Origin of the sequence: Rhodococcus sp. HNM0563 (genome assembly GCF_012726195.1) — a bacterium.
In the GTDB taxonomy this organism is placed as follows: Bacteria; Actinomycetota; Actinomycetes; order Mycobacteriales; family Mycobacteriaceae; genus Rhodococcus.
Window position 1 is genome coordinate 391,886 of record NZ_JAASAF010000003.1, and the last position, 19,158, is coordinate 411,043.

17 protein-coding genes and 1 tRNA gene are annotated in these 19,158 nt (G+C 66.3%); 7 read left to right on the plus strand and 11 right to left on the minus strand.

Going from position 1 to position 19,158, the window contains the following annotated elements; translation table 11 throughout:
• Window positions 1-2 precede the first annotated feature (2 nt).
• The 7 genes from HCA61_RS08825 to HCA61_RS08855 all read right to left on the minus strand — a co-directional run bounded on the left by HCA61_RS08825 (window position 3) and on the right by HCA61_RS08855 (window position 7,948).
• Complete coding sequence (locus HCA61_RS08825; protein WP_240959045.1) at window positions 3-896, minus strand: glycosyltransferase family 2 protein; 894 nt, start codon at window positions 894-896, stop codon at window positions 3-5.
• Window positions 897-1,117: 221 nt separating this feature from the next.
• The gene (locus tag HCA61_RS08830; protein ID WP_206039799.1) at window positions 1,118-1,780 is read right to left on the minus strand and encodes a MazG family protein; all 663 of its coding nucleotides are present in this window, start codon (window positions 1,778-1,780) and stop codon (window positions 1,118-1,120) included.
• Window positions 1,781-1,787: 7 nt separating this feature from the next.
• Window positions 1,788-5,444 (minus strand): transcription-repair coupling factor, encoded by a 3,657-nt coding sequence (gene mfd / locus HCA61_RS08835; protein ID WP_240959046.1) that lies wholly within the window; start codon window positions 5,442-5,444, stop codon window positions 1,788-1,790.
• A gap of 83 nt (window positions 5,445-5,527) precedes the next feature.
• Window positions 5,528-6,154: a PIN domain-containing protein gene (locus tag HCA61_RS08840; protein ID WP_247272872.1), complete on the minus strand. Its 627-nt coding sequence runs from the start codon at window positions 6,152-6,154 to the stop codon at window positions 5,528-5,530.
• A gap of 18 nt (window positions 6,155-6,172) precedes the next feature.
• Window positions 6,173-6,502: a helix-turn-helix domain-containing protein gene (locus HCA61_RS08845; protein WP_169687772.1), complete on the minus strand. Its 330-nt coding sequence runs from the start codon at window positions 6,500-6,502 to the stop codon at window positions 6,173-6,175.
• Window positions 6,503-6,511: 9 nt separating this feature from the next.
• Window positions 6,512-7,150 carry a ScbR family autoregulator-binding transcription factor gene (locus tag HCA61_RS08850; RefSeq protein ID WP_169687773.1) on the minus strand — a complete coding sequence of 213 codons (639 nt, stop codon included), beginning with the start codon at window positions 7,148-7,150 and terminating at the stop codon, window positions 6,512-6,514.
• 204 nt (window positions 7,151-7,354) lie between these two features.
• Window positions 7,355-7,948 (minus strand): TetR/AcrR family transcriptional regulator, encoded by a 594-nt coding sequence (locus HCA61_RS08855; RefSeq protein ID WP_054715858.1) that lies wholly within the window; start codon window positions 7,946-7,948, stop codon window positions 7,355-7,357.
• Between the two features lie 209 nt (window positions 7,949-8,157).
• Here HCA61_RS08855 and HCA61_RS08860 point away from each other — a divergent pair.
• The 5 genes from HCA61_RS08860 to HCA61_RS08880 all read left to right on the plus strand — a co-directional run bounded on the left by HCA61_RS08860 (window position 8,158) and on the right by HCA61_RS08880 (window position 12,273).
• Window positions 8,158-8,229, plus strand: a tRNA-Gln gene (locus tag HCA61_RS08860).
• Between the two features lie 80 nt (window positions 8,230-8,309).
• Window positions 8,310-9,788 (plus strand): bifunctional UDP-N-acetylglucosamine diphosphorylase/glucosamine-1-phosphate N-acetyltransferase GlmU, encoded by a 1,479-nt coding sequence (gene glmU / locus HCA61_RS08865; RefSeq protein ID WP_169687775.1) that lies wholly within the window; start codon window positions 8,310-8,312, stop codon window positions 9,786-9,788.
• Window positions 9,785-10,762 carry a ribose-phosphate diphosphokinase gene (locus HCA61_RS08870; RefSeq protein ID WP_169687776.1) on the plus strand — a complete coding sequence of 326 codons (978 nt, stop codon included), beginning with the start codon at window positions 9,785-9,787 and terminating at the stop codon, window positions 10,760-10,762. The genes glmU and HCA61_RS08870 overlap by 4 nt, the downstream gene beginning before the upstream one ends.
• A 33-nt stretch (window positions 10,763-10,795) precedes the next feature.
• Window positions 10,796-11,425 carry a DUF2461 domain-containing protein gene (locus tag HCA61_RS08875; RefSeq protein WP_169687777.1) on the plus strand — a complete coding sequence of 210 codons (630 nt, stop codon included), beginning with the start codon at window positions 10,796-10,798 and terminating at the stop codon, window positions 11,423-11,425.
• Window positions 11,426-11,607: 182 nt separating this feature from the next.
• The gene (locus tag HCA61_RS08880) at window positions 11,608-12,273 is read left to right on the plus strand and encodes a hypothetical protein (protein WP_169687778.1); all 666 of its coding nucleotides are present in this window, start codon (window positions 11,608-11,610) and stop codon (window positions 12,271-12,273) included.
• A 90-nt stretch (window positions 12,274-12,363) separates the two neighbouring features.
• On the opposite strand, the gene HCA61_RS08885 is transcribed toward HCA61_RS08880, so the two are convergent.
• Window positions 12,364-13,458 carry a hypothetical protein gene (locus HCA61_RS08885; protein ID WP_169687779.1) on the minus strand — a complete coding sequence of 365 codons (1,095 nt, stop codon included), beginning with the start codon at window positions 13,456-13,458 and terminating at the stop codon, window positions 12,364-12,366.
• Between the two features lie 155 nt (window positions 13,459-13,613).
• Between HCA61_RS08885 and HCA61_RS08890 the strand changes: the two genes are divergently transcribed.
• Window positions 13,614-14,288: a twin-arginine translocation signal domain-containing protein gene (locus HCA61_RS08890; RefSeq protein ID WP_346777522.1), complete on the plus strand. Its 675-nt coding sequence runs from the start codon at window positions 13,614-13,616 to the stop codon at window positions 14,286-14,288.
• Between the two features lie 2 nt (window positions 14,289-14,290).
• Window positions 14,291-16,063, plus strand: coding sequence for a GMC family oxidoreductase N-terminal domain-containing protein (locus tag HCA61_RS08895; protein ID WP_169687997.1), 1,773 nt, complete (start codon window positions 14,291-14,293; stop codon window positions 16,061-16,063).
• 100 nt (window positions 16,064-16,163) lie between these two features.
• Here the strand turns inward: HCA61_RS08895 and egtD are convergent, their stop codons facing one another.
• From egtD to egtB, 3 genes are read right to left on the minus strand one after another with little or no spacing between them, the layout of a single operon-like run.
• The gene (gene egtD / locus HCA61_RS08900; RefSeq protein WP_169687780.1) at window positions 16,164-17,120 is read right to left on the minus strand and encodes an L-histidine N(alpha)-methyltransferase; all 957 of its coding nucleotides are present in this window, start codon (window positions 17,118-17,120) and stop codon (window positions 16,164-16,166) included.
• A complete protein-coding gene (gene egtC / locus HCA61_RS08905) occupies window positions 17,117-17,866 on the minus strand; it encodes an ergothioneine biosynthesis protein EgtC (RefSeq protein ID WP_169687781.1) in 750 nt (249 codons plus the stop codon). Before egtC ends, egtD begins: the two co-directional genes overlap by 4 nt.
• Window positions 17,859-19,157 (minus strand): ergothioneine biosynthesis protein EgtB, encoded by a 1,299-nt coding sequence (gene egtB, locus HCA61_RS08910; protein WP_169687998.1) that lies wholly within the window; start codon window positions 19,155-19,157, stop codon window positions 17,859-17,861. Before egtB ends, egtC begins: the two co-directional genes overlap by 8 nt.
• Window position 19,158: the final 1 nt, after the last annotated feature.

Consider the following 19,158-nt stretch of genomic DNA (forward strand, 5'->3'; position numbering starts at 1 on the left):
GCTCATTCCTTCGCGAGCTCGGGGGCGCCGCCGCGGGACAGGGCTTGGGCGACGTAGCCGGACATCCCGGAATTGTGTCCGCGGAGGACGGTGCGCAACACCCTGATCCCGTCACGGACAGCGTGGAGATTCGATTTGCCGGATCGGCGCGGCATTTCCAGGCTCGGAACCTCGACCACGCGCAGACCGCCCTGCATCGCGTGCACCACCATTTCGGCCTCGATCTCGAATCCCGACGCGGAAAGCGACAAGAGCTCGAGGTAGCGGCGGTGGAATGCGCAGAAGCCGTAGCACAGGTCGGTGAGTTCGGCGTCGTAGAGAGTGTTGAAGACGGTGAGCAGGAACCGGTTGCCGAGTCGGCGGAAGGGGGTGATGTCGAGCGAACCGCCACCAACGATGAACCGCGAGCCCTTGACGAAGTCGAATCCGTTGTTGAGGAAGTACAGGTAGTGGCGGATCTCCTGGGGCGCCATGCTTCCGTCTGCATCCATCATCACGATGATGTCGCCGGATGCCGCAAGGAATCCCGTCCTGAGCGCGCTGCCCTTGCCGGTGCCTTCCTGCGGCACAACCTTGATGTCCGATCGGCAGCTACTGGCGGTGATGAGGGTCGAGTCGGTCGAGTTCCCGTCGACCAGGATGATCTCGCCGATGTCGTCGGTGATCTGCTCGAGCACCCAGGCGATGTTCCGTCCTTCGTTTCTGACCGGGATGATCAGGCTGACGGTGGGTCTCTGCGCGGGCGGAGCAGCATCGACGAGATCGTGACGCGCAGTACCGGCGACGCCGTTGGACGATCGAGCGGGGCTTCCCGGTCGGAAATGTTCGGTGGGGTCGACCATCCGCTCCGATGGCGCACCGGTCACGAGCCCGTTGGGCGGGCGTACCTGGGTCATGCTGGACTCCGATCTGCTCTGGGCACGGCGCTCTCCGGCGCGTGTGGCAAATTCCGCTGGTCCGAACCCGACACTCGGTGACCGGAGTTTGCCTTTCCCGGTGATTAACATGTCGTGGATACGATAATAGGCCATAAAACAGTATTTGAGTTTGTTTTTAAGAGAGAAAAAATCTCTACGTCTTCGCTACCTCGACGAACGCGGGCTCGTTAGGATCGAACTCAGCGACGCCAGTGGCGACGCCACGCCTCGGCATCGAGTGGTGGGCCGGCCTGACCGCCGCCGCCCGTTGCGGAGACCTCGGCCGCACGAATGTCCGCGACGAATTCCAGGACGACCGCGCGAAACACCGACTCCGTGTCGCCGCAGTCGCCGACACGTACGCACCTGAGACCATCCGGCACAAGGTCGTCGGGCAACCCCGCCCGTCGCACCCGCTCGAGCACCTTGTCGGCCAGTGCCAGCGCGGGTTGCGCCATGGCGATGCCGTCGAGACACGACGGTCGCGCCTTCTCGGCCGCCTTCGCCGCCTCCCACGCCGCTTCCTGTTCGGCGACGTCGAGTGGACCGGTGTGCCCGTTGGTCAGGTGCGGACTGCGGGCAGCCAGCTTCGCGACGAGTGTCGCGGCTACGTCGTCGACGGTGAACTCCCCCGCAGCCTCCGCGATCCGCGAATGGAACAGCACCTGCAGCAACAGGTCTCCGAGTTCTTCACGCAGAGAGTCGGGATCACCGGACTCGATGGCGTCGAGAACCTCGTAGGTCTCCTCGACCAGATACCGCCGCAGGCTCTCGTGCGTCTGAGCGACCTCCCACCCGCCGAAGGACCAGAGCCGGTCCATCACCTCGGCGGCTCTACCCAGAGCGTCCCCGGTGTCCGTCATCGCCGGCTCACACCTGCGCCCCGGACTCGACTCGCACATCCACCGACCCCTGCGGCTTACCGTCCATCGCAAGCAGGAAATCGGCGATGAACTGGAGGAGTTCGACGTCGCGCACACGATCGGATGCGATCCCGCCGGTCCGCGGGAGCGGCAACTGAACGATGCCGCTCGTGGCACGGTACTGCGCCGTCGGGTAGAGGCGCTTGAGCCGCATCTGCTTCGAGTCCGGAAGCTCCATCGGCGAGATCTTCAATTGCGTGCCGGTGACCGCCACTTCCTCGAGCCCGTACTCACGCGCGAGCAACCGCAGCTTCGCGACGGAAACGAGTCTGCGCACCTCTTCCGGCAGCGGACCGTAGCGGTCGACGAGTTCATCGATCACCGCACTGATTGCCGCGTCGTCGGAGGCAGCGGCAAGTTTCCGGTATGCCTCGAGCCGCAACCGGTCGGAGGTGACGTAGTCGGCGGGGATGTGGGCGTCGACCGGGAGGTCGACCCGCACCTCCTTCGGTGCCTCGTCCGTGGTGATCGGAGTGCCGTCGGCTGCGGCGCGGAACGCCTCGACTGCTTCGCCGACGAGCCGCACATACAGATCGAAACCGACGCCCGCGACGTGGCCGGACTGTTCGGCACCGAGCACATTTCCGGCGCCGCGTATCTCGAGGTCCTTCATCGCGACCGCCATACCGGCACCGAGATCGGAATTCTGCGAGATCGTCGCGAGCCGGTCGTACGCCGTTTCGGTGAGCGGCTTTTCGGGCGGGTAGAGGAAGTAGGCATAGCCGCGCTCGCGTGAGCGACCGACACGGCCCCGGAGCTGATGCAGCTGCGACAGGCCGAGCGCGTCGGCACGCTCGACGATGAGGGTATTGGCATTGGAGATATCGAGTCCGGTCTCGACGATCGTGGTGCACACCAGCACGTCGAATTCGCGTTCCCAGAACCCCTGCACGGTCTTCTCGAGGGTGTCCTCGTTCATCTGCCCGTGCGCCACCACGACCCGCGCCTCGGGGACGAGTTCGCGAATTTTCTTGGCGGCCTTGTCGATCGAGCTGACCCGATTGTGGACGTAGAAGACCTGACCGTCGCGCAGCAACTCGCGGCGGATAGCGGCAGCCACCTGCTTGTCGGCGTACCCGCCCACGTACGTGAGGATCGGGTGCCGTTCCTCGGGCGGGGTGAGAATCGTCGACATCTCGCGGATCCCCGCCATGCTCATCTCGAGTGTGCGGGGAATCGGTGTCGCAGACATCGTGAGCACGTCGACGTGGGTGCGGAGCGCCTTGATGTGTTCCTTGTGTTCGACGCCGAACCGTTGCTCCTCGTCGACGATGACGAGGCCCAGATCCTTCCAGCGCACCCCGGTCTGGAGGAGACGGTGGGTACCGACGACGATGTCGACCTCACCGTCGGCCATGCCCGCGAGAATTTCCTTGGAATCGCTGGGGTCGGTGAATCTGCTCAAGCCCTTGACCGTCACCGGGAATGCCGCCATCCGTTCGGTGAACGTCTGGAGATGCTGCTGCGCGAGCAGTGTCGTGGGCACCAGCACCGCAACCTGTTTGCCGTCCTGCACTGCCTTGAATGCCGCGCGTACCGCGATCTCGGTCTTGCCGTATCCGACGTCACCGATCACCACGCGGTCCATCGGCACCGGCTTCTCCATGTCGGTCTTGACCTCGGAGATGACCGTGAGCTGGTCTTGTGTCTCGGTGAAGGGGAAGGCGTCCTCCATCTCCTTCTGCCACGGAGTGTCGGGGCCGAACTGGTGACCGGGCGACGCCTGACGCGCCGCATACAGTCGAACCAGCTCGCCTGCGATCTCTCGAACCGCCTTGCGGGCCTTGCGTTTCGTGTTGGCCCAGTCGGAACCGCCCAGCTTGCTGATCGCGGGCAGTTCACCGCCGACGTAGCGGGAGAGTTGATCGAGTGATTCCATCGGGACGAACAATCGGTCGCCCGGCTGGCCACGCTTGCTCGCGGCGTACTCGATCACAAGGTATTCGCGGCGGGCGCCGCCGACAGTGCGTTCGACCATCTCGACGAAACGACCGATACCGTGCTGGTCGTGGACCACGTGGTCACCGGCGGTGAGCGCGAGCGGATCGACCTGGTTGCGACGCTTGACCGGGGACTTGCGGCCTTCCACCGCAGTGACACGGTTGCCGGTGAGGTCCGCTTCGGTCACCAGCACGAGGCCGGGGACCTGGTTGTCGCCGTTGCCTGCGAGGACGATCCCCTCGTGCAGCGCACCCTTGATGACCCCGACCTGCCCGCGGACGGGTTCGGCTCCGGGTTCGAGCTTGGCCGCGGGGACCTCGTTCTCCTTGAGCCGCTCGAGAATACGCAGCCCGGTGCCGGTGCCTGCAACGACGATCGCGGCACGACCACCGGTGGTGACGTGCGCCCGCAGGTTCACGAACAGCATCGACAGCAGGTCCTCGGACCCGCGCACCTCGGGTGCCGATTGCACATCGAGCACCGTTTCGGTGTCGGCTCCCGACGCGAGCGGCGACAGCGTCCACCACGGGGTGCCGTTCGCCTGCGCGGCTTCGCGGACCTGCCGCAGAGACCGGTACGACGACGCCGCGAGATCCATCGGCTTGCCGTCGACGCCCTTGAGGTTGCCCGCATCCAGGGGTGCAGCACCGCCGATCGATGCGGCCGTCCACGATGCCTCCAGGAACTCCTGCCCGGTGCGCATCAGATCGGTCGCGCGGGTCCGGACCTTCTCCGGATCGCACAGCAACACGTGCGTACCGGCGGGCAATACGTCGGTGAGCAGCTGCAGTTCGCCGGGCTGCAGGACGGGAAGGAGCGCCTCCATGCCCTCGACAGGAATACCGCCTGCCATCTTGTCGAGCATCTCGACCAGCGATGCGTCGGCCGGATTGTCCTTCGCGAGCTGCGCCGCGCGTTCCTTGACGGTCTCGGTGAGCAGTAGTTCGCGGCAGGGGGTGGCGATGACCGTGGGCACCTCGACGTCGGTGATCGATCGCTGATCGGCGACGGAGAACGGCCGCAGCTCGGTGACCTCGTCGCCCCAGAATTCGACGCGGACGGGGTGGTCGGCCGTGGGCGGGAAAACATCGAGGATGCCGCCGCGGACAGCGAACTCACCGCGTTTTCCGACCATGTCGACGCGCGCATAGGCGAGTTCGACAAGCCGTTCGACGAGGGTGTCGAAGTCGTGCTCGGAGCCGACCCGCAGGGTCACGGGTTCGATTTCACCGAGGCCGGGCGCCATGGGCTGCACGAGAGAACGCACGGTCGCGACGATGACGCGCAGTTCGGAGCCGAGGTCGCGGTCGTCGGGGCGTGCCAGCCGGCGCAACACCTGCAGTCGCTTACCCACGGTGTCGGCGCTCGGCGACAGGCGCTCGTGCGGCAAGGTCTCCCACGACGGGAACTGCGCGACGGACTCACCGAGCATCTCCGTGAGCTCGGCGGTGAGATCATCGGCTTCGCGGCCTGTGGCGGTGACCACGAGCAGCGGGGCCTTCTCCGCAAGGGCTGCGGCGACGAACGGACGCACCGCTGGCGGCGCGACCAGTGCTTGCTCGGCGGATCCGGCGAGTTCGGAAACCTTCCGGAACTGGTCGTCGGCCAGCGCGATCCGCGCCAATCCGGACAGAGGGGTGGCGGCCGGGGACACAGCGGACAAGGAAAGCGCTCCTGAGTGTGAGACGAAAACCGTGACAAGTCTATGCCGTAGGGGTGACATGTGTGGACGGCCAGGGCCCGGCGCTACCGGAAGCGCGCCTCGTCCGCATAGGCGGCGAGGAGCCCGGCGCAGCTGGGACCGAGTTCCCGCCCCGCCCATGCCGAGAGCCGACCGAGCAGTTCGGCGTCGGTGGGAGCATCGGCCGGGGCGGCCTCAGCAGACGACGACGCGTCGGGCTGCGATGGCAGCCAACGGCGCCGCACCAGTGAAAGGAGGGTGCGCTGCGCAGCCTCGGGAGCCGCGTCCAGAACGAAGGTGACGAATGCGTCCGCGGTCCACGGTTCGACGTCGACCCGCTCGAGGGCATCGGCCAGGGCGGGAGTCTGGGTGACCACGGCGTCGGCGTGGGAGAGCAACGCCACCGACATCATGTGTGTCTCCGCGGGGTCGACGACATACGGCACCTCCCGCAGCACGGTCGCCGGCCACGTCACCCGTGCCTCGGGGAACGCGCGCTCGAGCTCGGCGAACAGGTAGTCCCGTGTCGCGCGGGACAGATCCGCGGGAAGCCGGCGGTCGACCTCCGCAATGATGCCGTCACTCCAGAAGGGTTGGCAGTGGCCGTCTTCGGCAAAAGCCAACGCGATGTCACGAACTCGTGGCCGGACCAGCGCAGTCGCCCCCAGTACCACCCGGACCGGCACGGCCACCCCCTCTTTCGTAGTTCGTCAGAACTCGTCGTACAGGCCTTCTCGCCGAGACAGTTCGGCGAGGCTGTCGAGCACCTCGGTGCGGATCCGGCTCTGCCGCTCGGCGAGGGCCAGCACATCGGCACGCGACACCCTGCGGTGCAGGCCGTGGAACTCTGCGGGCAGGGTGCCGGAGTCGATCAGTCGTGCGACATGATGCCGTGAACTGCCGAGGACCTCCGCTGCTTGCCCGACGGTCAAGAGTGCAGGCACCGCCGAGAAGGTGATCGCGGCGTCGGGGCCGAGTTCGTCGATGACGCGCGCAAGTGCGCTCGGGGCCTGCTTCGCGCCGAAGGGTCCGAAGTTCACAGCGCGACCCTACGAGACGCGCAACCGCCGCGACACGAACTGGAGGAAATAGCCGAGTTTGTCTGCGGGTACGAGCGCGGGCAGCATGATCGACCACATCGATTCGATCTGCTCGGTCAGTTGCTCGTTCCTGCTGAGTGCGGCGGCCACGGTGCGCGCACCGATCAGGGACTGCAGGAGCAGATACGCCAGCGCCTCGACGTGGATCGAGGGCTCCAGGTCGCCTTCGTCGTGGGCCCGCTGCATGAGCTCGAGCATGGACGTGAACCACGAGCCGAACGGGGCTACCTCGTTGCCGTGGTAGTCACCGATCTCCACGATCAGCCGGAACATCGCCCGCACGATCCGGTCGGATTCGGACAGGCTGGCGTTGAGGACGGACACTTCGATGGCGGTTTCGAGTGCGGGCGCGCGCTGTTCCATCTTGCTGCGCGCAGCAGCGGCGAATCGTTCGCAGCCTGCATCGATCACACCGCGGGCGAGCTCTTCCTTGGAACCGAAGTGGAAGTACAACGCGCCCTTGGTGACGCCTGCTTCATCGATGATCTCGTTGAGGCTCGCATTGGCGTACCCGAGCCGCACGAAGACTTCCGCTGCGCCACCGAGTACCGCTTCGCGCGTTACTTCCGCCCGAACCTGGCGCCCCATTCCACCGCCTCCTCGCTCGATGACCGTGTCGGCTGAGCCAGCGAAGCCGACGGCAGGTACGAAATCAGCAAGTATGCCTCACATGCACCTCGATGTCGCCCCTCATAGACGACGTCTTGCCTACCGTAACACCCCAGGACAGACCGCATACATACCACATAGGGCGCAAAACCGGCGCACTCCAATGAACATTCGTCCAGTGGTTCAGTCGGTTCCGAGCGTCGGATCGGCCTCGAGCCGGGTCAATCCGTTCCAGCACAGGTTGACCAGATGCGCGGCCACCACTTCCTTCGAAGGAGTCCGCTCGTCGAGCCACCACGTGGCGGTCGTCGCAACCATGCCCACCAGTGCCTGTGCGTACAACGGCGCGAGTTCGGGATTCAGGCCGCGCCGCGAGAAGTCCCCGGTGAGCAACTGGCCGACCTGACGCATGGCCTCGTTGAGCAAACTCGAGTAGGTGCCTTCCTCGGCCGCCATCGGCGAGTCACGCACCAGAATGCGGAAGCCCTCGGTGCGTTCCTCGATGTAGGTGAGCAGGGCGAGAGCAGCCCGCTCGACGCGGACGCGCGACCGGTTGCGTGTCAGGGATTCGGTGACCATCGACATCAGGATCGTCATCTCCCGATCCACGACCACCGCGTAGAGGCCTTCTTTACCTCCGAAATGCTCGTACACGACAGGCTTGGACACCTGTGCCCGCTGCGCGATCTCCTCGATCGACGCCCCCTCGTATCCCCGCTCGGCGAACAGGGCACGGCCGATCTCGATGAGTTGCTCCCGCCGCTGGGTGCCGGTCATGCGGGTGCGCGGATTCCGTTCGACCGGGGGTTGCGATGATCGCGACACCTGACTCCTTCTCCTCACGCATCACACCGAGACCGTCGTTCGGTTGCTCGGTGCCACCCTAGCGACACCCGCGGATCGGGCCCCCACATTCGACGTTCGTGCGGTCGCATGCGAAGATCGGGGACGCATACTTCGGAGCTCGGGCTCCGAGGGTGTCGCAGTCCGCCGTGGTGTAATCGGCAGCACCTCTGATTTTGGTTCAGATAGTTCAGGTTCGAGTCCTGGCGGCGGAGCGGGGACATTTGCCGGAGCCACGAGCTCCAGTGCGCACGTCGTCGGGGCGTGCGCACGCACGCCGCGCCGAGGGAGCTACATGCAAGTGCAGACCGCGATGATCGTCCTGGCCGCCGGAGCGGGAACGCGAATGCGATCCAAGACTCCGAAGGTCCTGCACGCACTCGGCGGCCGCTCGATGCTCTCGCATTCCCTGCATGCCGCGTCCGCAATCGATCCGACCCACCTCGTCGTGGTGGTCGGGCACGAACGGGAACGCGTCGAGGCTGCCGTCTCCGACATCGCGAACGAACTCGGCCGCACCATCACCCTCGCGGTCCAGGACGCCCAGAACGGAACCGGCCACGCCGTCCAGTGCGGCCTGACGCAACTCCCCGAGGACTTCGCCGGCACCGTCGTCGTTACCGCGGCCGACGTGCCGCTGCTCGATGCCGACACCATCGGCGAACTGCTCCAGGTCCACACCGATCCCGAGCCCGCTGCGGTCACTGTCCTGACCACGACGGTGAGCGAACCCACCGGATACGGACGCATCATCCGCACCACCGATGGCGACGTCGCCTCGATCGTCGAGGAGAAGGACGCCACCGCTGCCGAGCGCGCCATCACCGAGGTCAACTCCGGTGTGTACGCATTCGACGCCGCCCGGCTGCGGACGGCGCTCGGCGAGCTGAGCACCGACAACGCACAGGGTGAGCTCTACCTGACCGACGTGATCGGCATCGCGCGCCGCCACGGCGACGTCGTCCGCGCAGTACACACCGACGATTCGCTCCGAGTGGCCGGTGTCAACGACCGCGTCCAGCTCGCCGCGCTGACATCGGAACTCAACCGTCGCACCCTTGAGCGCTGGATGCGCAACGGAGTGACCGTCCTCGACCCGACGACGACGTGGGTGGATGTAGACGTCGTTCTCGCTCCCGACGTGACCCTGCATCCCGGCGTCCAGCTCTGCGGACGCACCATGATCGCGGAGGACGCCCGGATCGGCCCCGACACCACACTCACCGATGTTCAGGTGGGTTCGGGGGCATCCGTGATTCGTACCCACGGCTCCGGAGCGTCCATCGGTGCGCACGCAACCGTCGGCCCGTTCACCTATCTGCGCCCCGGCACCGAACTGGGCGCGCACGGCAAGCTCGGCGGATTCGTCGAGACCAAGAACGCGCAGATCGGCGCCCACTCGAAGGTTCCCCACCTCACCTACGTCGGCGACGCCGAGATCGGCGAACATTCCAACATCGGCGCGTCGAGCGTGTTCGTGAACTACGACGGGGTGGAGAAGTACCGCACCGTGGTGGGATCCCACGTCCGCACCGGGTCCGACACGATGTTCGTCGCGCCGTTGAACGTCGGTGACGGGGCCTACACGGGTGCCGGGACGGTGCTGCGTCGCGACGTTCCGCCGGGGGCACTCGCGGTGTCGGGTGCGCCACAGCGCAATATTGAGGGGTGGGTCCAGCGAAACCGCGCTGGGACCGCGGCTGCCGAGGCAGCGTCGCAAGCACAGCAAGCACAGCACGAAAACGAGCGTCAGAAGGACGGCCAGGACCAGTGACCAATTGGATCGACAACCAGAAGAACCTGATGCTCTTCTCCGGCCGGGCACACCCCGAGCTGGCAGAGCAGGTCGCTAAGGAACTCGGCGTCCCCCTGACCCCGCAGACCGCCCGCGACTTCGCGAACGGCGAGACCTTCGTCCGGTTCGAGGAGTCCGTCCGCGGCTCCGACGCATTCGTTCTGCAGAGCCACCCGTTCCCGCTCAACGAGTGGGTCATGGAGCAGCTCATCATGATCGACGCGCTCAAGCGTGGTTCCGCCAAGCGCATCACGGCGATCCTGCCCTTCTACCCGTACGCGCGCCAGGACAAGAAGCACCGCGGTCGCGAGCCCATCTCGGCCCGCCTCATCGCCGACCTGCTCAAGACCGCAGGCGCGGACCGCATCATCACGGTCGACCTGCACACCGACCAGATCCAGGGCTTCTTCGACGGCCCGGTCGATCACATGCACGCGCAGGGCCAGCTCGCCGAGTACATCCGTGGTAAGTACGGCGTCGACAACATCGCCGTGGTCTCCCCCGACTCCGGCCGCGTGCGTGTCGCCGAGAAGTGGGCCGACACCCTCGGTGGCGCTCCCCTGGCGTTCATCCACAAGACCCGCGACCCGCTGGTGCCGAATCAGGTGAAGTCGAACCGCGTGGTCGGTGAGGTCGAAGGACGCACCTGCATCCTCATCGACGACATGATCGATACCGGCGGCACCATCGCGGGCGCCGTCAAGATCCTGCGTGAGGCCGGTGCGGGCGACGTCATCATCGCCGCAACACACGGCGTGCTGTCCGACCCGGCCGCCGAGCGCCTCGCCGCGTGCGGCGCCCAGGAGGTCATCGTCACCAACACGCTGCCGATCCCGCCGGAGAAGCAGTTCGATTCGCTCACCGTGCTCTCGATCGCGCCGCTGCTTGCGCAGACGATCCGCGAGGTGTTCGAGAACGGCTCCGTCACGTCGCTCTTCAACGGCGTCGCCTGACACCCGGCGTCACCGGCACGGCACACTGACGGGATGTTCTCAGGATTCCCCGTCGCGGCGCTGGACTTCTACGAAGATCTCGAGGCCGACAACAGCAAGCCATACTGGGCCGCGCACAAGGCCGTCTACGACGACTGCGTGCGCGGCCCGATGCTTGCGCTGCTCGGCGAACTCGAAGACGAGTTCGGCCCGGGCAAGGTGTTCCGTCCGTACCGGGATGTCCGGTTCAGCAAAGAAAAGATCCCGTACAAGACCCACCAGGGCGGCTACGTCGCCACCGGGCCCGGGGTCGGGTTCTACGTCGAGATCAACGCTGCGGGATTGCGGATCGCCGGAGGGTTCTATCACGGCAGTTCTGCTCAGCTCGCGGCCTTACGCTCCGCGATCGACGACGAGCGCCGCGGTGCCCGACTGGACACGCTCGTGCGCCGTCTGACCCGCACCGGCTACGAGATCGGTGGTGACCGGCTGAAGACCCGGCCCCGCGGCTTCTCCGCGGATCATCCGCGCATCGAACTGCTTCGGCACAGGGCGCTGCACGCCGGCCGCACCGATGTGTCGCCGCCGTGGCTCGACAGCACGCGCACTCTCGACGAGGTTCGTGACGCGTGGCGTGCTTTCCGCCCACTCGTGCAGTGGCTCACCGCTGCAACTGCGATCTGACCACCGAGCAAACCGGTCGGTATGCAAATACCGTGCGGCGCAATGCTTTGTCGTCATCCTCACGTCATCCGGCCGTCGCCGCACGTGTACGGATGATCTTCGTCACGCCGCCGCGGAACAGTGCAGGTCGGATCGGACCCCGGCCGACGGAGCCCCGGGGGTTTGACCTAAGGTGGCTCCTCGTGATCGACGCGCAGACTCTCGAGGCCCCCATGGAAACCCCGACAAATCGGATTGCGCGAAGGTGGTCGCCCGGCGCCTGCGTGTGGTGCGGCGACACTGACTCGGTCGAAGAGTTCCGAAACGAACCCCGTTGCGCCACTTGCCTCCGCCACGAATCCGTGATCGACGAGGCCCGGCGGTTCATGGGCACGTACGGTCTGCGCCCGATCGGCGGAACCCTGCAGTCGGACGACGAGGAGGAGTACGAGCACCGGGTTGCTGCACGCGATGCACGCCGCGCGCTCAACGACATTCGGCTGGCCGAGCAGCCCGACCCCGCGCTCGTCCGTAAGGCGCTGCGTCCGCGCGCCGCAGCCATCGTCGCCGACAAGCCCGCCGCGACGAAGACGCGCTCCGCATCCGGCTCGTCGGGTTCGGCTTCGTCGGCCCCGCGCCGCACTCCCGCTGCCGCCCCAGCGACCAAGAGCGTCGACCTGGACGAGATCCAGAGCCGCGCACTCGTGTTGCTCGATCAGCTCTCCACGATCGATGCACAACTCGCGTTGGTCGCCGAGCAGTCCGGTCTCGCGGCGCGTGCTCGTCGCAGCGACCTCGAGAAGCAGAAGGCGACGGTGCTACGCACTCTCGCCGCATTGGAGAAGGCCCGGCTCAGCGCCGCGAAGTAGACACTCCGCCGTCTCGGTCTCGGGTGCTCTTCGATCACGTGCACGAGATCGCGACGGCGGGCCGTCAGGTAAGCGCACGACGGCGGGCCGTCAGGTAAGCGCACCGTCGGCGATCTCGACTGTCAGTGGGACCAGGTCGTCGCAGTTCGGGGTGTCGCTCATCAGGATCACGGCCGGGACGTTACGGCCGCGCGACCTGTTGTAGCGCTCGGCGCCGGGCCGATTGGTGTCGATCACCGATTCGATGGGCGCCGAGATCCGGCAGGAATCGCCTGTCTCGCGGACCTGCAAGGTGAGGCCTTCGAACGTCACTTCTCTGACGTCGTCGCGATCCGGCGGCGCGAACTCGGGTTCGAGTCCGTAGTAGATGCTCCATGTCTCCGGCGCGGCGCCGTCCTGGTGCGGAGTGAGGACACACCGATACGGGTCGCTGTCGATCTGCCATCCGACCAGTTCTTCAGGTGCGAAGCTGCCGACGATCTCGCACGGGTCGGCCGCTGCCAGCCGGATCCGGCCCGGACCGCTGGTCGGCCGCCCTGGCAGCGAGGGCACGAGTGCAAGCGTCTCCGACAGAACATCTGCCGCGACCGCACATACCGGAATGCTTTCCCCGCTCGACTCCGCGGAGCGATACTGCGTGACCGCGATCGTCGCGAACCGTGAGGGTGGTACCGCATCGGCTGTCACGGTGACGGGGATGTCGAGCGCGAATGTCAGCGTGCAGTCGAGGGAGTTCTCGTGCACGCTCGTGGTCCGGTACACCTCGGTGTCGCCGAAAGACCGGTCGCGCTGGCCGTCGGTGGACGGCACAGGCGACAGGTCGATGGTGACGTCGAGCTCGTCGTATTTCGCTCCCTCGGATGGATGTGCGACGGCGGTGCACGTGTCGAGCGCTCGTTGCGGTCCGAACTGACGTATTTCGCCGTACCGGGCAACCACCGGTTCCGGGAGCAGCCCGCACGGATCGAGTCGTCGTAGTCTTTCCGCGACCTCGAGGAGCATTTTGTCGGACGGGCCGATCGAGCGACTGTGGGTGTTGGGGGCGAGGTAGTCGACGGGGGCCGGTGGTGTCTCGACCGGGGTTCCCGCCATGACCGTTGCGCATCCGGTCAGGACCGAGGGCACGAGGATGCACGCGAGGACAGCAGCTGCCGTCGAACGCGCCTCTCCCCACACAGGGACCACCGACTTCCCAAGTATTCGTCAACCGATCGTCAAGGTAGACGGGCACCAACCTACGCCATTTCTCCTCAGGTCGGTCGACGACAACGCGGCTGCGCACCTGTCGAGCAGGACTCGGAGACTGCCGTAGGCTTTCGCCGGGACAGGGAGGGAGCGGCGTGGAGACGCATGCACTGTGGAGTCGACGACGATTCTTGGGAGGTGTCGCCGCGACCGGCGTGGCACTGACGAGCGTGGCCTGGTCGTTCACCGATGTGGCCGCAGCGCGGGCGTCGACACCGAGCCCCGCGGTCCGTGACACGATCAACGGGATCCTCGCGTTCGTCGTCCCCGGAAACGATCCGTACTCGCAACATCAGGGTGTGTCGACCGAGGCGCCCGGGGGCGTCACACAGGGTGCCGCCGAGACCCTGGAACGCACCTTCGATCTGGCCGTGCCGATCCCCCTGATCGACGTGCTCGGAATCGACGTCACCGGCTCCGCGGCGATCGCGGCACTGGTGAACCTCTTCGCGGTCACCGCCGCCCCGAATGCCGTTGCGGGACCGTTCGCATCGCCGTTCGCGAACCTCTCGTACGCCGCCAAAGCGCGCGTGTTCGAACTCCTCGACACCGAACCGCAGTTCCCCGGCCGCCCCATCGAATACGCGGTCAATGCCATTCCGACACTCGCCGCGTTCGTCGCCTACTCGGAGGTCTCGACGTTCGACGGAGCACGCCGCGAGCTCACCGGCCGCCCGGTGGGCTGGGAGCTGACCGCATACCAGGGCGTCAGCGACGGGTGGGACGAGTTCCAGGGTTACTACGGTGGCGTCGAACGAGTGGAGGAATGACGTTGACCGATGTGATCGTGATCGGCGCAGGCGGTGGCGGGCCGGTCGTCGCGAAGGAACTCGCCGCACGTGGACTCGACGTACTGGTGCTCGAATCCGGGCCACGCTTCGAGGACCCCGAGAATCAGTGGACCCACTTCGAGAACGACGCGAACAACCCGATCACCGGGTTCCTCCGCGAAGGGCCGGGCGACCGATCCGAGGGTCCGTGGCTGCGCGATCTTCCGCAGAACTCGTTCGTGTGGCAGGTCTCCGGTGTGGGCGGCGCGACACTCCACTATTTCGGTAATTCGCCCCGGGCGTACCCCGGTGTGTTCGAGGGATACGACGGCGCCGACCGCGACATGTACGACAACGAGCACCTGTTCCCCTTCGGCTACGAGGAACTACGCCGCTACTACGAATGGGTCGAGGCGACGCTGCCCGTGCAGACAGCACCGATGGGGACGAAAGAACAGGTGTTCCTGCGGGGTGCCGCGGCGATGGGTCTCCCCCACCAGATCTCGCCCGACACTGCCGGGCCTGCGCATCGCGCGCAGCAGAACGCGATCCTGCAGCCCCGCGGCACTGCCGGGCGCACCCGCGACCCCGCGCTGCTCCGCCATCCCCACGCCAGTGGATGCACCATGTGCGGCCACTGCTACCAAGGCTGTTACCTTCCGTTGGGCGCGCCGCGGAATCTGAAGGCCCGCCGCTCCACCGACAACTCGTACGTCCCGATGATGCTCACCGCCGACGCTTGGTCACCGCACGGCAGATCCGCGACCCTCATGACCGGTGCCGGGGTCACGAAGATCCTCGTCCACGAGAAAGGCGGCGAGACGGTCGCGCACGGCGTGCGGTTCCGGACGGCCGACGGCGACGAACACGAGGCGGAAGCGAAGGTCGTGGTGCTCGCCGCGGGCGCCATCGAGTCGCCGCGTCTGTGGCTCAACTCGGAGCTTCCCGACCCGGACGAATGGGTGGGTCGCGGCTTGACCGACCACCACATGGATGCGGTGTTCGGCGTCTTCGACGAGTACACGGGCGAGACGCGCGGCGCCGGTTCCAATGCGCGCGTGGATCTTCCGGGATACGGCGCAATCGAGCAGGTGGGTATGCCACCGGCATTGCTGGCGTACTCGCTGGGCTACAGCGACTCCGGTATCCACGGCTACGGTCGCGCGGGCGGCGTGGTCGACAACGCGGGTGCCGACAGCCTCGGCCGGCTGGTCGGCCGTGATCTGCTGACCACGCTCTCCGATGCCGACCGTGTGCTCGGCGCACTGGTGATCACCGACGACGACGTCGAATCCGGCAACCGTGTGAGCGTACCCGGCCTGCTGCCCGCCGACGAGCACGGCGTCGTTCCCCGTGTGACGATGCAGCACCGTAAGCGGTCCGAACGCACCCGACGCAACCGGGAGTACTGCACCCGCAAGGCGGTCGAGCTGATGCGCGCGGCGGGTGCGAAATCTGTGCATCGTTGCGACTGGCCACCGCTGATCCTGCACGCACAGTCGAGCATGAGAATGGGCGCGGGCGAGAAGGATTCGATCCTCGACTCCTCAGCGCAGGCACGCTGGGTCAAGCGGCTCTACGTCGCCGACAATTCGGCGCTCCCCAACAGCCTCGGCGGCCCCAATCCGACTCTGACGACACAGGCCCTCGCGACCCGCACCGCCGAGAAGATCGTCGAGACGTACTTCGGTGGCAGTAGCTGGGTGGGCCGAGAGAACCCGGTCTCGTCGATCGACGACCGGGTCACGAATGCGGTGGTCTCCCGCGGACTGTAGACCGGACACTGGCTTTCCCCCGGTTGCACGGGTTCCCGCGGGTCATGAGGCAACGGAAACCCGCACGAGAGGGGGAAAGTTCACCAGGCTGCCCGACGCGTCATCGACGAGATGCGGCGAACAGCACGAATCTACCGTCAGGATCCACCCATTCGTGCCGGATGGTGAATCCTGCGTCGTCGAGTTCTCTGCCGATTCCGTCGAGCCGGAATTTTGCCGAGATCTCCGTGCACATCTGCTCTCCCGCGGCGAAGGTCAGTTCGAGATCGAGATCGCGGACCTTCACCGTCATCGCCTCGGTCGCTTCGAGTCTCATTTCGATCCACTCGTTCTCTGCGTCCCACACGGCGCGGTGCACGAACTTGTCGGGATCGAAGTCGGCGTCGAGCCGCCGGTTGACCACCCGCAGCACGTTGCGATCGAACTCGGCCGTCACACCGGCGGCATCGTCGTACGCCGGGATGAGGATGTCGGGGTCGACGACGAGTCCGGCACCGAGAAGCAGCCATTCATCGGTTTCCAGGATCGTCCCGAGGTGGGTCAGGAACTCGATGCGTTCGGCGGGGGCGAAGTTGCCGATCGTTCCACCGAGGAATGCGACCATGCGGTGCCCGCCGACAGGGAGATGTTCGAGAGAACCGGTGAAATCGCTGACCACGCCGCGCACCGTGAGGTCCGGATAGTCGACGGACAGGCGCCGCACCGCCGCTCTCAGTGCCGACTCGGACACGTCCTGCGGTACATACGTATGGATGTACGGTTTCAGTGCGTCGAGCAGCACCCTCGTCTTCTCCGACGATCCCGATCCGAGTTCCACCAGCATCTCTGGTTTCGCCGCCTCCGCGATGTCCGCCGCGTAGCGCTCCAGCAGCGCGAATTCGGTACGGGTGGGGTAGTACTCCGGCAGCGACGTGATCTGATCGAACAACTCGCTTCCCCGCTCGTCGTACAGCCATGTCGGCGATAGGCGCTTGGGGGTCGAGGTGAGACCACTGCGCGCATCACCGCGCAGTGTCGCGTCCAATTGTTCGGGCGTGATGAACACGTCGATGGTCACGTAGCGGACACCTCCAGGGGAGTGACGACGAGCTTGCCGGGTATTGCGTGGACGAGATGCTTGTCGGCGACTTCCTGCCAGCGCGGGTCGTCGTCGAAACGTTCGGAGCTCACGATCGCGAGGTTTTCGTCCACGAGGGTCCACAACGAGTGATACCACGCGGTCGCCCACATACCGTTTCCGTCGCACAGCAGCATGTTCAATCGGGATTCCGGTGCCCGCGCGAGGACGTCGTGGACAAGGGAGATCAGCGCGGGCTCCGGTTCTGCCGATCGGAGCCGCGACCGCAACATCGCCCACAGCGCAGCAGAATCGGTGGGGGCCTCCAGGTCGAGCAGCTCCGACACCGGGAGGTTCTTCGCGAGGTCCACCAGCGAACCGGGCCAGCCGCGCACCACACCGTTGAGGCTGAAAGCCCAGTGTCCGTCCGAGAACGGCGCACTGGCGCTTCGCTCGACCGGCATACCCTCCGTTGCGGATCGGAGTGCGATCATCACGGCCTCGGATCGGATGGTGGGCAGCCCCTCGGTGACGAACGGATCGGACCACACCGGCAGGGACGAGCGGTAGCGGCCGAGAACGCCGACGTCCGACCACCAGGCGACGCCGAATCCGTCGGCGTTGATGGTGCCGCCACCACGCATGTCCGTCGGCGCCCACGATTGCCGCATGAGCGAATTGGGGCCGTCGGTGAGCAGTGAGGCAACCGATTCGACCGGGCCGAGGTACCCCAGGTGTCTACACATCCGGAGCCTTCGCCACATCGTGCGCAAGACGGAACCCGGCGAAGATCTGGCGGCGGACCGGGTGATCCCAGTTCCGGAAGGTTCCGCGGCACGCAACGTGATCGGTGCCGAAGGAGCCACCGCGGAGAACGCGGAAATCGCCGCCGAAGAACACCTCCGAGTACTCCCGGTACGGAAACGCACGAAAGCCCGGGTACGGTTCGAAGCTCGACGACGTCCACTCCCACACATCACCAATCAGCTGATACACACCGAGCGGCGACACACCCGCCGGGTACGCACCCACCACCGCAGGACCGAGATGTCGCTGGCCGAGGTTCGCGTGTTCCGGACCCGGATCATCGTCGCCCCACGGATACCGCCGGCTGCGGCCGGTCTCGGGATCCCACCGCGCGGCCTTCTCCCATTCCACCTCGCTGGGAAGGCGCGCTCCGGCCCAGCGCGCGAAGGCATCCGCCTCGTGGAAACACACATGCACGACAGGTTCGTCCGGGTGCACGGGCACTTCTCGCCCGAAACTGCGGCGCCACCACCGCCCGTCGGATTCGCGGTGCCAGAACTGCGGCGCTTCGAGGCCCGCCTCGCAGCGGTGCGCCCATCCCTCGTCACTCCACAGGTCGCGGCGCCGGTAGCCGCCGTCCTCGATGAATCGAGTGAACGACCGGTTGGTCACCGGCACGGCGTCGAGCGCGAAGGCGGGCACATGCACCCGGTGCACCGGCTTCTCGTTGTCGAGCGCCGACCGGTCGGCCGAGGTGCCCATCTCGAACTCCCCCGCCGGGATCACCACCCGCTCGCACACCGGAGACGCCGCCTCACGTGGCGCCTCCGGGGCATCGAGCAAGGGAGGTCCGGCACGCAACTGGTGGGTCGCGAGCATCGTCTCGTCGTGTTGTTGTTCGTGTTGCGCGATCATCGAGAAGACGAAACCGTCGCGAGTGAGATCGTCATCGAAGTTGTTGCTTTGCAGTACTTTTTGCGCCAGGTCACGCACCTGCGCTGCATAGCGGCGCGCATCGGACGGGCCGAGCAACGGCAGCGCGGTCCGACTCGCCCGGGGATGCAGGAATGCATCGTAGAGCTCGTCGATCCCCTGACGCACCGGGCCTCGGCCCGCGACTTCACGAAGCAGCCAGCGCTCCTCCTGATTCGCGATATGCGCGAGGTCCCACACGAGGGGACTCATCAACGGCGAATGTTGCTGCACCAGTTCGTCATCGTCGATATCCGTGAGCGAACACGTCCGTGCGCGAGCGCGTTCGAGGTCGCGTTCGAGACGGTCGCGCAGCATC